This window comes from Streptomyces sp. NPDC054842, from assembly GCF_053611025.1.
In genome coordinates this window covers 16,217-30,520 of sequence record NZ_JBSGZN010000003.1, presented here as the reverse complement: position 1 = coordinate 30,520, position 14,304 = coordinate 16,217, and the positions used below count along the sequence as shown (strand labels likewise).

General features: G+C 74.6%; 12 protein-coding genes. 9 read left to right on the top strand and 3 right to left on the bottom strand.

Annotated features, from left to right (window positions below; all coding sequences use genetic code 11):
- Positions 1-127: 127 nt before the first annotated feature.
- Complete coding sequence (locus ACWGIS_RS03240; protein ID WP_453360889.1) at positions 128-748, bottom strand: 2-oxo-4-hydroxy-4-carboxy-5-ureidoimidazoline decarboxylase; 621 nt, start codon at positions 746-748, stop codon at positions 128-130.
- Between the two features lie 396 nt (positions 749-1,144).
- On the opposite strand from ACWGIS_RS03240, the gene ACWGIS_RS03235 reads away from it, so the two are divergent.
- From ACWGIS_RS03235 to ACWGIS_RS03220, 4 genes are all read left to right on the top strand, one after another.
- On the top strand, positions 1,145-2,713 hold the full coding sequence (locus ACWGIS_RS03235; RefSeq protein ID WP_453360888.1) for a family 20 glycosylhydrolase: 1,569 nt from the start codon (positions 1,145-1,147) through the stop codon (positions 2,711-2,713).
- Positions 2,714-3,066: 353 nt separating this feature from the next.
- Entirely contained in the window at positions 3,067-3,816 is a 750-nt protein-coding gene (locus ACWGIS_RS03230) for a DUF4328 domain-containing protein (RefSeq protein WP_453360712.1), read from the top strand.
- Positions 3,817-4,161: 345 nt separating this feature from the next.
- Positions 4,162-4,725: a hypothetical protein gene (locus ACWGIS_RS03225; RefSeq protein WP_453360711.1), complete on the top strand. Its 564-nt coding sequence runs from the start codon at positions 4,162-4,164 to the stop codon at positions 4,723-4,725.
- 224 nt (positions 4,726-4,949) lie between these two features.
- Complete coding sequence (locus ACWGIS_RS03220) at positions 4,950-5,336, top strand: hypothetical protein (RefSeq protein WP_453360710.1); 387 nt, start codon at positions 4,950-4,952, stop codon at positions 5,334-5,336.
- Positions 5,337-5,390: 54 nt separating this feature from the next.
- On the opposite strand, the gene ACWGIS_RS03215 is transcribed toward ACWGIS_RS03220, so the two are convergent.
- Positions 5,391-8,066, bottom strand: a complete 2,676-nt coding sequence (locus tag ACWGIS_RS03215) for an FG-GAP-like repeat-containing protein (protein WP_453360709.1) — start codon at positions 8,064-8,066, stop codon at positions 5,391-5,393.
- Positions 8,067-8,430: 364 nt separating this feature from the next.
- On the opposite strand from ACWGIS_RS03215, the gene ACWGIS_RS03210 reads away from it, so the two are divergent.
- The 5 genes from ACWGIS_RS03210 (at position 8,431) to ACWGIS_RS03190 (ending at position 12,939) form a co-directional block, all read left to right on the top strand.
- Complete coding sequence (locus tag ACWGIS_RS03210; RefSeq protein WP_453360708.1) at positions 8,431-8,865, top strand: hypothetical protein; 435 nt, start codon at positions 8,431-8,433, stop codon at positions 8,863-8,865.
- A 261-nt stretch (positions 8,866-9,126) separates the two neighbouring features.
- Positions 9,127-9,744: an RNA polymerase sigma factor gene (locus tag ACWGIS_RS03205; RefSeq protein WP_355790531.1), complete on the top strand. Its 618-nt coding sequence runs from the start codon at positions 9,127-9,129 to the stop codon at positions 9,742-9,744.
- A 51-nt stretch (positions 9,745-9,795) separates the two neighbouring features.
- Positions 9,796-10,596, top strand: coding sequence for a hypothetical protein (locus ACWGIS_RS03200; RefSeq protein WP_453360707.1), 801 nt, complete (start codon positions 9,796-9,798; stop codon positions 10,594-10,596).
- A 586-nt stretch (positions 10,597-11,182) separates the two neighbouring features.
- On the top strand, positions 11,183-11,845 hold the full coding sequence (locus ACWGIS_RS03195) for an RNA polymerase sigma factor (RefSeq protein ID WP_453360706.1): 663 nt from the start codon (positions 11,183-11,185) through the stop codon (positions 11,843-11,845).
- Positions 11,845-12,939 carry an extensin gene (locus tag ACWGIS_RS03190; protein ID WP_453360705.1) on the top strand — a complete coding sequence of 365 codons (1,095 nt, stop codon included), beginning with the start codon at positions 11,845-11,847 and terminating at the stop codon, positions 12,937-12,939. The genes ACWGIS_RS03195 and ACWGIS_RS03190 overlap by 1 nt, the downstream gene beginning before the upstream one ends.
- 250 nt (positions 12,940-13,189) lie before the next feature.
- Here ACWGIS_RS03190 and ACWGIS_RS03185 read toward each other — a convergent pair whose 3' ends face one another.
- A complete protein-coding gene (locus tag ACWGIS_RS03185) occupies positions 13,190-14,041 on the bottom strand; it encodes a L,D-transpeptidase family protein (protein WP_453360887.1) in 852 nt (283 codons plus the stop codon).
- Positions 14,042-14,304: the final 263 nt, after the last annotated feature.

Genomic DNA, 14,304 nt, shown 5'->3' with positions numbered 1-14,304 from the left:
GGATTGGGGCCGCGCCGGCTTCTGTGTCGGACGGGCCCGGCCGGGTACGGTCCACCGGCCCCGGCCATCGTAGCGACGAGTTGTCGGAACGCTTACAGCGGGCCCGTCTGTGTGATCAAACAGGCAATCAAACAGGCACGTACGGGCTATCAGGCCGGCCCGAATCGGCCGATTCCGGGCGTGCGGCGCCTGGGGTGCCTGGGTCGTCGGGGCCTTCGAACGTGTGGACAAGACGCGCAATCCGGCCACGGGCGAGTCGCCGGAGTTCCTCGGCCGCCAGGACCCGCTCCTCCTCAGGGTCGTTGCCGAGCCGGGCGCGGATTCCGGCCAGGACCTGGTCGAGGGCCTCGTCCGGGGCGACGTCGTCCAGGCAGATCACGAAGACGTGCCCGAAACGGCTCTCGTACGCGGCGTGCGCGGCGCGGAGCGCGGTGTGGGCGGCGGAGTAGGCGTCCTCGGCCAGGACCGTCAGCGGCTCGCCGGCCAGCGCCTCGGTGAGGTCGGCGGCGGTCAGGTCGTACGCCGCCTCGTCGGCCGCGGCGAGCAGCGCGCCCAGGTCCGGATAGGGCCGGTGCTCGGACAGGCGTCTGGCCCAGCGGAGGCTGCGGCAGCAGGTGAGCAGCGCCTGCTCGACGGCCTCGGCCGGCGCCGTGTTGAACGGCTCCAGGCGGACCGGGGACCGGGTCGCACCCTTCTGCTCGGGCAGGGCGACCTGGCCGGGGAGGCGCGGGAGACGGTGCGAAGGCAGCGTGGGTCCTCGGCGATGGGACGGTGACGCCCGGGGGACGGCACGTGCGGGTCGGCAGGGAAAGGTGTGACAGATGTGCCGCTACGTTATCGATCCCGATCAGGACCTGTCCGAAGGATGCCGCGAATTCACCCGCACGAGAGAGTTTCGCTCCATCGGGTGGACGGTGGGGAGGCGGAGACGTTGGCTTGGGTTCACCGTGGAGGAGTAACAGGAGGTGTACGAGGAAGCCGTACGCGTGCTGCACCAGGAAGGCGTAAGAGGCGTGGGTGACGTGGAGTGGACCGTGGTGGCCGAGGCGTGGGACGTGGCGCGGTGAGCCGGGGCAGGCGGCGGGCGCACGGCCGGGCGCGGCGCGGGCCGGCCGGCCGGAACGGCGTGCTGGCCGCGGCGGGCGTGGTGGTGGCCGGCGCGACCGCGGCGACCTTCGCGTTCTGGCCGTCCGGCGACGGCGGGCCCGCCGGGGCGGCCGCCCCCACGGAGCGCGGTTCGGCGGCGTCCCGGGCCCCGGCCTCCCCCACCCCCTCGCGCTCGTACGCCCTGTCGACGACGCCCCGCACGATTCCCGCCGTCCGCGAGCACACCCCCGCGCGCGGCCCCGGCTGGCGTCCCGCCGAGGGCGGCCGGGTCGTGGTGGACGACGCCGGCCTGGAGGACGAGGGGCGGCTGCTCGCCGGTGAGCTGAAGCTGTCGTACGCGGGAGAGACCGCGGCGAAGGACGGCGACGTCCGGCTCACGCTGAACGGCGCGGACGACGAGGGCGCGAACCCGGAGTCGTACACCCTGACGGTCAGGAACCGGCGGGTCACCGTCGCGGCCCCCGGCCAGGCAGGCGTGTTCTACGGCACCCGCACCCTCAAGCAGGAGGTGCACGGCGGCGGCACGGCGGCCGAGGGCGTCGTCCGCGACCGGCCCGCCAAGCCGCAGCGCGGGCTCATGCTCGACACGGCCCGCAAGCACTTCACCGCCGGCTGGATCGAGGACCGGATACGCGAGCTGGGCGACCTCAAGTTCAACCAGCTGGGGCTGCACTTCTCCGACGACCAGGGCTTCCGCATCGAGTCGGACACCCACCCGGAGATCGTTTCCAAGGAGCACCTCACCAAGGCCGAGGTCCGCCGCATCCTGAAGCTCGCGGCGAGCCGGCACATCACCGTCGTCCCCGAGATCGACTCGCCCGGACACCTCGGCGCGGTGATCGCCGCCCACCCCGACCTCCAGCTCCGCAACACGCAGGGCGTGGCCACGCGGGGCGCGATCGACATCTCGAAGCAGGCGTCCGCGGACCTCCTCGACGACCTGCTGAACGAGTACGCCGACCTCTTCCCCGGCCCGTACTGGCACCTCGGCGCCGACGAGTACCAGGCCCTGACCGTGTCGAACCCGGCGGCCTCGTTCCCCCAGCTGGCCACCGCGGCCGTGAACTCCTTCGGCTCCGGCGCGGGCATCGCCGACCTGGCCACCGGCTGGCTCAACGACCGCGCGGACGTGGTGCGCGGGCACGAGCGGACCGCGCGGGCCTGGAACGACGGCTTCTTCGACGGGGGCAAGGTCCAGGCGGACGACGACATCCAGGTCGCGTACTGGACCGGCAAGGAGATCGGCGCCCGGCAGCCGGCCGAGTACCTGAGCGCCGGCCGCAAGGTGATCAACTACAACGACGAGTACCTCTACTACGTGCTCGGCCAGCCACAGACCTTCGTCTACCCGACCGGGCAGCGCATCTACGAGCAGTGGACCCCGCTCGTCCTGCGCGGCACCTCGCCGGTGCCCGCCGAGTACGACGGCCAGATCCTCGGCGGGAGCTTCGCGGTCTGGTGCGACCGCTCGCAGGCGCAGACGCCGGAGCAGGTGGCCGCCGGGATCCGGATGCCCCTTGCGGCCACGGTCCAGAAGCTGTGGGACCCGGACAAACCGCCGCTGTCCTGGCCGGACTTCCAGAAGCTGGCGAACAGCCTGCGCTGATCGCGCTGGACGCCGGGGGCGGGCGGACCGTAACGTCCGCCTGCCGGAGCGGTCCTGGGGAGAGGGCGCGCCCGGCTCCTGATCACCGCGCCCCTGGGGGACCACTCCGTCATGCTCTGCTCGCACTGCCGCCATGCCGCCGCGCCCCCCGGCGGGACCCTCTGCCCGGACTGCGCGGCGACCGCACCGGCCGAGGGAAGCGCCCCGGCCGCACCGGCGGAGGAGAGCGCCCCGGCCGCAGCGCCCGCGGTGGCCGAGCCGCTCGCGGCGGTCGGTGCGGCCACAACCCGGCGCCCGCGACGTCGGCCGGCCCGCTCGTGACACCGTCATCCGTGTCGCCGCCCGTGCCGTCCGTGACACCGCCGTCCGTGGCCCCGGGCGGCCCGCCCGTCGTGCCGCCCGCCCCCAGGCCGTCGGGCGTCAGGTCCCTGCACTCACCGAAGGGGCGGCCCCTGCTGCGCTCGCCGGTCGGTCTCGGGCAGGCGACGGCCGTCCTGCTCGGCCTCGTCGCCGCCGCCGACCTCTTCGCGCTCGGCGCCGGGTACGCCCTGCGCGACGTCGTGGTCCGCGTCGCCGCCGGCGCGACCGACACCGGTCTCCCGGAGTCCGCCGCGCGCGCGGACGCGCTGTACACCCTGGCGGGAAGGGTGCAGGCCGCCCTGCTGATCGCCACGGTCGTCGTCTTCCTCGTCTGGTTCCAGCGGGCGCGGGACAACGCCGAGATCTTCGACCCGCACGGGCACACCATGTTGCGCGGCTGGACCTGCTGGAGCTGGTTCCTGCCGCTGGTGAACCTGTGGATCTCACGCCGGATCATGACGGACATCTGGGACGCGAGCCGTCCGGTGGGCGACCGGGGCGGGCGCGGGCTCGTCAACGGCTGGTGGGCGTGCTGGGTGCTCACCCTGCTGACCGACCGGGTCGCCCAGTCCGACTCCCGGGAGGCCGAGACGGCCGACGGCATCCAGGCGTGGGTCGAGACCACGATGTTCGCCGACCTCGTCCAGCTGGTGGCCGCCGTGCTCGCCGTCCTGGTCGTCCTGCGGCTGACCCGTATGCAGGACCGGAAGGCGCACGAGGGCGTGCCGCCCGCCGCTCTCTGAGGGGCCGGCCGCCGGACCCGGCCCGCGCGGATCGTCCGTTCCCCTGGCGTACGGGCGTCCGGGTGTGGTGTATTCGGCGCGAGCCGAACCGACACCCGGGGGGGAACCGTCCGATGGGCTGCTGGGGTCATCGCGCCGTGGGCCGCGCGGAACGTCCGCCCGCCGGGGACGTCCTGCCCGCCGATCTTCCGCTGGCCGAAAAACGCCCGTTCCGGTTACTCGGCCGGTCCGGGGTGGTGCTCCAGTGACACTCCTGGCCCGTCGCACGCAGTAAGGGGAAGTGCGGGCTCCGTAAGAAAAGGGCGCCCTGTCGAGGGACTTCTTGGGATTTCGAGGGAGGCGTTGATGAGCCTGGTGGAACTGGTCGCGCAGGCCGACGACCGTGGCCTGGCGGCGAGCGGGCTGGCTTGTTTGGATCGCTGCGTGCCCCTGCTGGGCGGTGACGACGAGATCCTGCGCCCGCTGTGGGCGAGTCTCGTGGACGGCGAGGGGTGGCGGGACCGGCTGGAGCAGGCCCGCTCGAAGCTGGGGCCCGGTGGTCCGGACCCGGCGCTGACCGACGAGGACGAGGCCGCCCTGCTCGCCCGCCGCATGCTCGACGCCGCGCCCGCGCCGCCCACCGGGCCGGCCGTGCGGGAGTGGGCCGACGCGTGCTCGGTGGCGGCCCTCCAGATCCACCGGCTGCTGGACGTGGGCGACGACGGCACCTCCTCGGTGACCGCCCGCCGCGAGGGCCGCACCGACGGCATGTCACCGCTCGTCGCGGCCGAACTGCGGCGCCAGGTCACGGTCCTCGAACTCCTCGCGGACCACGGCGCCGGCGGTCTGCGGCTCGCCCTGGACGTGTCGACGGAGGGGCGGCGCGTGCTGCGCGCGGTGGTGTCGCGGCGGGCGCGCGGACGGGTGTGATCCCCGGTCCGCGGTGATGCGGCGGACCGGCGGCGGGTGTGACATCCCCCGGTCCGCCGTGGTGCCGCGGCTGGGCGCGTGGACGGCTGTGAACCCTCGTTGCCCGCGAGAGTTCTGTGACCGTCCCGGGGCGGACGTGAGGGCGGTGCGGTGATCCTGCGCCGGTGTCGCCGCCGCCGCGCGTCCGCTGTGACGATTCCCGCTCCGGGCGCGCTCTTGGAAGTGTGACGGCACAGCAGGCAACCAGGCCCTCGTCCGCAACGAAGCCCGTGCGGTGGGCGGCGGACGCTGTCGCGGCGATGCGCGAAGGCGCGCGGCTGCGGCTCGACTACTCGGCGCAGAGCCTCTGGCGCGTCGACCGGATGATCGAGGAGATTCGCCGGGACGGGGCGCCGTTCGCCGCCGTGGAGAGCGCGCTGCGCGGATTCGGCGCGTACGCCGGCGAGGTCGTCGTCCGGCAGACCGGCGCCGAGTGGTGGGAGACGGGCGGCGACCACTGGGTCCGCACGCCCGACGGGCGGCTGTGGGACCCCATCGACGAGGCCCGGCGCGCGTACGCGGGCGAGGGCTCGCTGCGGCTGCTGTGCCGGGACGCGACAGCGCGGCCGTGACCCCGGTGAGCCGGGGCCCCGGCCGCGCTGTCGTCCGCGGGCGATGGTGCCGCGTTACGGGGTGAGCACCTGGCCCAGTCGCGCGGCCGTCGCCGTGCTCAGCTGGGTGACCCCGTAGTACGCGGACTTGGCCGGCGCGGCGGCACCGCCGGGGACCGGCACGTGGAGCAGGGTGCCGTTGCCGGTGTCCTCGCCCTCCGCGCCGATGGTGAGGTCGGCGTAGCCGTCACCCGTGACGTCGGTCAGAGAGAGCGCCGAGCCGAGCTTGTCGTCCGTCTCCGTGGAGCCGGGGACGCCCTCCGTGTCCTGCGAGAGCGCCACCGAGCCGTCGCCCGTGACGCCCGTGGAGGTGCCCTTGAGCAGCCACACCGAGCCCGCGTTGGAGCGGTTCTTGGTGTCCCGGGTGATGTCCTCGTTCGGGGCGCCGGTGAGGACGTCCGCGTAGCCGTCGGCGTTGAAGTCGCCCACCGAGACCGAGGAGCCGAAGGCGTCGCCCGACTCGGAGGCGCCCTCCACGCCGGTGGTGGACTGGTGGACCGCCGTCAGGCCGGTCGTGGTGAAGCCGGTCGACGTGCCGGGGACCATGGTGATCTGGCCGCCGGAGTTGCCGCCGGACTCGCCCGTGTAGGGCTGGCCGACCACGATGTCGTCGTAGCCGTTGCCGTTCACGTCGCCCGCCGCGATGGAGCGGCCGCCCTTGACGGTGAGCGTGGACACCTTCGACAGGCCGAGCGTCTTGGAGCCCTTGAACCAGGTGACCTTGCCGGTCCCGGACGCGTCCCGGTAGTTGAGGGCGACGTCCGCGTAGCCGTCCCGGTTGAAGTCGCCGGACGCGGCGTCCGCGTAGGCCAGGGCGCCGGTGACGGTGGTGATGTCGCCGGCGACCTCGTGGCCGTCGCCGAAGCGGGCCGCCCAGTTGCCGCCGGTGCCGGTGGCCGCGGTGAACACGTCCGCCTTGCCGTCGGCGTTGAAGTCGCCGACCGCGACGGTCGCCCCGAACCGCGCGCCGTTCGGGTTGTAGTCGTCGCCCAGCGCCATGGTGTCGGCGCCGCTGTCGAACTCGGGGCCGTAGAGGATCGTCACCGCGCCGCGGTCCGCGTGCGTGGTGTCGTCCTCGCCGGGCGCGCCGATCGCGAGGTCCGCGACCCCGTCGCCGTTGATGTCGCCCCAGGCGGTGGCCGCGCCCCACTGGTCGCCGGACTCGGCGGCGCCGGGGACACCGGCGCTGCCCTGGTTGAGCTTGGACTTCGCGGCGGAGACGGGGCCGTTGGTCCCGCCGGGCACCAGCGTGAGCCAGCCGCTGCCCTCCTTGGCCGTGGCGGCGACCAGGTCGCTGACGCCGTCGCCGGTGTAGTCGGCGGTCGGGGCCGCGGAGTTGCGACCGGGGCCGGCGGCGTAACGGCGGATCTCGGCGAGCTTGGCGTACAGGTTCTTGCCGGGCGAGGTGGTCGTCGCGACGTCCTTGTGCCCGGCGATGGTCTTGACCGTGACCGGCGTGCCCTCGGCGTGCGTGCCGGTGTCGGCGTCGGCCGTCAGGGTGACCGAGCCGCTCGGGTCGCCGGCGTACTGGCCGAGCTTCCAGGCGGCGAGACGCGCCACGGCCTCCACCGCGGCCCTGGACGGCTTGCCGGCGGGCCTGGCCGGGGTGCTGGTCGCGTCGCCCTCGAAGTCACCGAGGACGGCGACGCCCGTCGAGGCGCCGTTGAAGCCGTAGGTGTGCTCACCGCGCACCGGCAGGTCGATGCCGCCCGCGCGGCCCTCGAAGATCCGGCCGCACTTGTCGACCAGGAAGTTGTAGCCGAGGTCGTTGCGCTTGCCGACCTGGATGTCGTACGCCATGAGGCCGCGCACCAGGGACGCCGACTGGGCGCAGCTGTAGTCGTTGGTGCCGCCCGTGTGGTGGACGAAGACGGCGTCGATCTCGTCGGCGTACTCCGGCGCGTCCGCCACCGTCGACTCGTTCGCGCCCCACGCGGAACGGGGGACGACGATCGGCTGGACGACGGTCGAGGGGCGCGGGGAGGGAGCGGGCGACGGGGTCGCGCTCGGCGAGGCGGAACCGGACTCCGGCGCCGACTCGGACTCGGACGCGGTGGCCGACGCGGGCGGGCTCGCGGGCTCGGACGGGTCCGCGGAGTCGCTGGGCGACGCGGAGTCGGTGGGCGAGGCCGGGTCGGTCGGGTCGGTCGGGCTCTCGGCGAAGGCCGCGTTGCTCAGGCCGGCCGTGTCGACGGTGCCCTCGGCCAGGTCGGTGCCGGTGCCGGTTTCCGCGCCCGCGGTTCCGGCCTCGGCGGCGGTCATGCCCGGGTCGACCAGGTTGACCTGGAGTCCGGCGGGCAGCTTCGCGCCGGTGGAGCCGTCGGCGGCGAGGATCCGGGCCTGCACCCCGTCGCTCGGGCCGACCCAGAGCGGCCGGGAGACGCCGCGCGCCTCCTTCGCGCCCGGCTCGGCGCCGTCGACGGGCCGGAAGGCGACGTCGAGGCTCTGCCAGCCGGTCCACCGTCCGGTCGCGCTGTCGCGGGTGCGCACCTGGGCGGTTCCGTCGAGTTCGGTCTTCGCGCCGGTCCACGAGACACCGACCAGCGAGAAGGTGTCGGTGCCGGTCCTCGGCAGCTCGCGCGCGCCGGCGCCGCCGCTCTTCAGCGCGAGTCCGTGCACCTTCACGGGCCGCTTGCCGCGGGCGGCGTCCCCGGCCGGACCGTCGCTGGGATTCGCGACTGCGTACGTCACGACTCCCGCCCCACCCAGTACGACGGCCCCGAGCGTCAGCCATGTCCTCCGCTTCAGGCTCAGCGGCTTGTACGCATGGGTCTTACGGCGACTCAAATGCCCCACCCCTAGATGAACTTCACATAAAGATCACCCATCACACAGGTGACCCTCCATTTCAGCTCACCGGAGCGGGTGCACATCACCGTCGGAAGGTGTGCGCTACATCACTCTTGCCCGCGCGGGCGCTCCACCGGCCCGGAAACGGTTGTTCCGGCGCCTCGCACAGCAGTCCGGGGAGTGACGTTCCGCGGCCCTGGTGCGCTGGGTGTGCCAGAGGCGTGCGGAAGAGGCGCGGGAGACGTGCGGGACGGGAGGGGAATTCGTGGCGAAGCGGGGCGAGGTCGAGGCGCGGATGCGGTGGCAGGCGGCGGAGTTCGTGCGGCGGGCCACGGCGCGCAACCGGCTGCCTCTGGACTACTCCGTGGACAGCCTGCGGGTCGTCGACTTCATCGTGGACGGGGTCCGCAAGGGCGGGCCGGAGCGGGCGCGTGTGCACGACGTGCTGTTCGGCCTCGGCGTCTACACGGGTGAGGTGTTCGTCCGCCGGGCCGGCGGGGTGTGGGTCGAGTTCGACGCCGCGCAGCGGGAGTTGTTCGGGCAGCCGGTCGGGGTGCGGATGCCGGACGGACGGGTGTGGAACCCGCTCGGCAAGGTCGTGAAGCGCTTCGAGGAGGGTGCGTCGGAGTCCGTGCGCACGCTGTACCTCCAGGTGCACGGCCGGGCGGCGCGGCCCGGCTGCGACAGGCGGTCCGCCTAGGGCACCTGCATCGAGAACCCCAGGAACCCGGAGAACCCGGAGAGCCCTGAGGACCCCGCGTACTCGGAGGACCCCGAAGGCTCGGAGAGCCCCGGGAACTGCGGGAAACGGGGCGGCGCGGGTGCCGGGGGTGTGAAGGGCATTCTGACGGGCTGTGACATTTATGTGAGGCCCGACGCTGATGACCGTGGGGGGCGTGGACAAGGTCGGCCGTGGCACGCGGTGCGGATCCGTGACGACTCGGTGCGAACGAGGACAGTGTTGGGCCAGGGAGGGGAGCCCCGCCGCGTGCAGGCGTACGACGGGGAGCTGGGCGTGGCCGTCGGGCGTGCCCAGGAAGGGGACGAAGCCGCGTTCGCGGTCGCGTACCGGATCGTGCAGCCCGGGCTGCTCGGGTATCTGCGCGGGCTCGTCGGGGACGACGCGGAGGACGTGGCGTCCGACGCCTGGCTGGAGATCGCCCGGGACCTCGGGCGCTTCCGGGGGGACGGGGCGGGCTTCCGCGGCTGGACGGCGACGATCGCCCGGCACCGGGCGCTCGACCATCTGCGCCGGCAGCGGGTACGGCCCCGGGCGACCGCGCTCGAACAGGACCTGCTGGAGCTGCCCGGCACGCACAGCACGCACGACCAGGCGCTGGAGTCCCTGTCCACCGAGTACGCCCTGGAACTGGTCGCCGGGCTGCCGCGGGACCAGGCCGAGGCCGTCCTCCTGCGCGTGGTGGTCGGTCTCGACGGTCCCGCCGCCGCCCGCGTGCTCGGCAAGCGGCCCGGCGCGGTGCGCACCGCGGCCCACCGGGGCCTGAAGCGGCTCGCCCGGGAGCTCGGCGCCCGGGGTGTGACGCATGAGGGCCCCAGGACGCTGGGGGAGTCGGGATGAGCGGCAGGAAGACGAGCGGCGGTAGGACGACGGCCGGGGATGGAAGCGGACATGGGTGAACGGCAGAGCGACGGGAGGCATCCCGGCAGCCGGGCCGTACCTCCGGTCGTCGCGTGGCCGGACGCCGGCACGTCCCCTCCGGCCGGGGCGGACGCCGAGTCCCTCGTCGAGGCCCTGCTCACCGCCGTGCGCGACCATCCGGTCGATCCGCGCGGGGAGAAGACCGCCGTCGCCGCGTTCCTCGCCGCCCGCGAGCAGGGGGCGCACGGCGCCCCGGGCCGGCGGCGGGACGACTGGCGGCCGCGGGAGCAGCGGCGGGGGAGACGCTCGCTGCGGGCCGCGCTCGGCGCGCTGTTCGCCGGTCTCGCGCTGGGCGGTGTCGCGGTCGCGGCCATCGGTCCCGGGGGACTGTCGTCCGGCGGTGACGAGGACCGGCACGGGACCCGCCCCTCCAGCGCCCCCGCGGACCCCTCCCGGACACGGTCCGGCGCGACCGGCGCACCCGGTGGCACGAGCCCGTCCGGCCGTCCGCCGGCCGCCGCGGACACCGAGGCGCGGTGCCGCGCGTACGAGGCCGCCGGTGGCCGGGGGCAGTCCCTCGGCGCGACGGCCTGGCGGCGCCTGATCGCGGAGGCCGGCGGCGAGGAGAAGGTCGGGGCGTACTGCGCCGGGCGGCGGGCCTCGGCGAGTGCGCGCGCGGGCGAGCCCGGCCAGGACGGCGGGAACGCCCGTCCGACCCCGTCGGCCGCGGCGACCCGGCCGTCGCGGGCCGCGGACCCGACACCGCCCGCCGAGCCGACCCGGGCGGTTCCGGGCGAGCCGGAGGCGTCGAAGGGCAACGACAGGCCCTGACAGCCGCGGTCGGGACGCTCCGGGCGGGGCGGGGACGAAGAGGTGGCTCAGGGAAGCGGTCGCCCGGATCCGGGGCGGATTCTCGGAGCGCGTTCTCTGTGGTGTGCGGCGGTTCCTCGCGGGCGGCTGCGCTCCGCGACCGCCGGACCGGTTCGGGCCCCAGCGCTGGAAAGGATCACATCAAGTGGGCGGCCTGTCGGTCACGCGCCGGTCGCACCGGTCACCAAGGCCGTGCAACAACCCAGGTGGGCGCCGTGTCTCCCCCGGTGCCGAGGCAACGGCCGGGGCCGCCACCCCCCACAGGAGAGGCCCCGGCCGTCGCGCGGCACGGGCCGCGCGGCGGCCCGTACCCTCTACAGCGCCGCGGGCGCGCTTTCTGTCACACCCCGGTGCGTCACGAGTTAGTTGCATGTTCTACGGACATGGACGAAGAGTGGTTTCACGCCGTAACGTGCCTTTCGCGCCGGACCGCGGACCGGAGCCACATCCACGAAGGGCCCACGGACCGCGACCATCCATTGAGGGACCACGACGGCGAGAACCCGGTCCGCGACAGCGGCGCCGGCCGAGGCGCAAGAGGGGCGCGGTGCTGGGGGACGACGCGGAGCTGACCGCCGCGGTGCTTGCGGCACAGGACGGGGACGAGACCGCGTTCCGGACTGTGTACCGCGCCGTGCACCCGCGGTTGCTCGGGTACGTACGGACGCTGGTCGGCGACCCGGACGCGGAGGACGTGACCTCCGAGGCCTGGCTGCAGATCGCCCGGGACCTGGAGCGGTTCAGCGGGGACGCCGACCGGTTCCGCGGCTGGGCCGCCCGCATCGCCCGCAACCGCGCCCTCGACCACATACGCATGCGCGGGCGCCGGCCCGCGATCGGCGGTGACGAGACCGAGCTGACCGGGAAGGCCGCCGAGTCGGACACCGCGGGCGAGGCCATCGAGGCCCTGGCCACCGACAGCACCCTCTCCCTCATCGCCCAGCTCCCGCAGGACCAGGCCGAGGCCGTCGTGCTGCGTGTCGTCGTCGGACTCGACGCCAAGACCGCGGCCGAGACGCTCGGCAAGCGCCCCGGCGCCGTCCGCACGGCGGCGCACCGCGGCCTGAAGCGGCTCGCGGAGCTGCTCGGCGCGGATGCGGAATCCGTCGGCGCCCTCGGTGCCGTACCCCCACAAAGAGAGCCGCGTCCCCGCGCGGTGACGTCCGCCGGTGTGACGCATACGCGTGCGCGGACGCAGAAGGACATGTGATGGCCGACGAGCACGACAGGTGGCTGGACCGGGACGCCGCGGAGCGGCTGCTGCGCGGAGAGCCGCTGGAGACCGTCGACGCCGACACCCGTGAGCAGGCGGACCGGCTGGCCGGGGCACTGCGGGCGCTGGCCTCCGCACCCCCGCTGAGCAGCGCCGAACTCCCGGGTGAGGCCGCCGCGTTGGCCGCCTTCCGGGCCGCCCGGGCGGGCGCCGACGACGAGGCCGCGCTGCTCGCACGCGAGAGCCGTCGCCGCACCGCGGACGCCGGTCTCGTACGCCTCGGCCGGGTCGCGTCCGGCGGCCGGCGGTCGTCGCGGGGCCGTCCCGTGCGGCTCGGCCTGGCCGCCGCGCTGGCCGCCGGGATGATCGGCGGGGTCGCGATGGCGGCGCAAACCGGAGTGCTGCCCACGCCGTTCGGCGAGCACGAGCCGGCACCGGCCGCCTCGGTCTCCGCGGGGGCGACGCCCCGCCAGCCCCTGCTCTCCCCGTCGCCCGGCGCCACCGGAGGCCGCGGACCGGACGCCCCCTCGCCGGGCGCGTCCACGCGCGGCGCGTCCCCGGGCGGCTCCCGGCACGACGAGGCACGCGGCGGCGGCGACGCGAGCGGACAGCCGGAACCCGGGGAGAACGGCACGTCCGGCCGCTCCGACAACAGGAAGAACGGTCTCCTGGCGTCCTGCCGCGACCTGCGCCAGGGCAAGCAGCTCAGCCCGGACCGCAGGCGCGTCCTGGAGGGCGCGGCCCAGGGCTCCGGCCGGGTGAAGCAGTACTGCGACGGTGTCCTCGGTGACGCCGACGGGCGCTCCGGCTCCGGCGGGGAGAGCGGCGGCGGCAAGGGCGACGAGAAGGGCAAGGGGGACAAGGGCGGCGAGGCGGACCAGGGCGCCAAGGGCGGTGACGACGACGGCCATCACATAGGGCCGGGCGGCGACCGCCACCGGGGGAGCGGCGAGACCGGAACTCCCGAGTCCGCGGCCTTCGCCCCGCCCGCCGCGGGGTCCGCGCCGGCAAGGCCCGTCAGGTCCGGACCGTCACCGGCCGCGAGCCCCTCGCCGGTCTACGGCGCGCTGCCGGTACCGGCACCCTCCTGAGCTGGGCGAACCCCCCGCGCCGGTCCATCGGAGGGCGCTGACCTGCGGTTTCGACTTTCCTTGAACTTTTTCCCGCCGGGGTGTGACGTTTTCGGCCGCCGGGGCGCAGTAATGAGTGAGCCGACTGGTCATCGGCCCTCGCATCGAGCCGGGGTTCCCCCCGTACCCACGGCTTGGTGCACCGAGGCGCGGGCGGGACACGTTCCCCCGGTCCCGCCCGCGCCCCATCTCCTCGCTCCGGGCCTTCGCGTCACCAGTCGACGACGACCTTGTCGCCCACGGAGACCTGCGCGAACAGCTCCGCGATCTTCGCCTCGTCCCGAACGTTGACGCAGCCGTGCGAGCCGCCCGCGTAGCCCCGCGCCGCGAAGTCGTACGAGTAGTGCACCGCCTGGCCGCCGCTGAAGAACATCGCGTACGGCATCGGCGAGTCGTAGAGCGTCGACACGTGGTGCCGGGACTTGAAGGAGACGGTGAAGACGCCTTCGCGGGTCGGGGTGTACTGCGAGCCGAAGCGCACCGCCATCGTCGAGACCGTCCGGCCGTCGATCATCCAGCGCAGGGTCCGGCTGGTCTTGCTGACGCACAGCACCCGGCCGGTCAGGCAGCGCGGGTCCGGCTTCGCCGCCGGCTGCCCGCCGAACGCGTACAGCTCCCACTTGGTCGGCTCGTGCGTCATCCGCTCAAGGCGCCGCCAGGTCGCGGTGTCGGTCCTGCCGGTCCGCGGCAGCCCGCGCTTGCCCTGGAAGCCCTCGACCGCGGCGACCGTCGCGGTGTCGTACGTCCCGGTGGGTCCCTCGAACAGCCAGGCGAGCTGACGCAGGCGGGCCTGCACCTCGCGGACGTCCGTGCCCCGGTCGCCCGCCGACCAGAGCACCTTCGTGCGGGACGGCGCCGCCGGGGCGGGCGCGGTGGTGCCGCCGTCGTCCTTCGCGCCCGGGTCTTTCGTCGGGCGGCCCTTGGCGTCGGGCGTGCCGCTCACGTCGATCCGGACCAGCGGCTCCTTCCCGTCCGCGGGCCCGTCGGCCGCCGCCTTGCACCCGGCGACGGCGGCGAGCGCCACGAGGACGGCGACGCCCCTCCGCATGCCCCTGCTGTGCATCCCGGCCCCTGTCGTCTCGGAGATGGCCCGCCACGGCTGTGTCACCTGAGATGCTCCCCCCGCGGGGCCGGTTGCGAACCCGGTGGCATTGCCGGGCGGCACACGGGCGGCAATAGTCGGTACCGGACGCCCCGGCGTCCGCGGACGGGGGACCGGACGGGTCTGTGAGCAAGGTCCCAGCGTGGGCCTCTCCACCGCGCGCACGCCCGCCGCTACAGTCCGTCGCAAGGGTCGTCTGTACTAGCGAGTAACCAAGCAAGCGG

What these genes read in the sequence shown, in the direction of transcription:
- ACWGIS_RS03190 (WP_453360705.1), top strand. Translation starts at nt 11,845, where the DNA reads ATGGCCGACGAGCACGACAGGTGGCTGGACCGGGACGCCGCGGAGCGG.
- ACWGIS_RS03200 (WP_453360707.1), top strand. Translation starts at nt 9,796, where the DNA reads ATGGGTGAACGGCAGAGCGACGGGAGGCATCCCGGCAGCCGGGCCGTA.
- ACWGIS_RS03225 (WP_453360711.1), top strand. Translation starts at nt 4,162, where the DNA reads ATGAGCCTGGTGGAACTGGTCGCGCAGGCCGACGACCGTGGCCTGGCG.
- ACWGIS_RS03185 (WP_453360887.1), bottom strand. Translation starts at nt 14,041, where the DNA reads ATGCACAGCAGGGGCATGCGGAGGGGCGTCGCCGTCCTCGTGGCGCTC.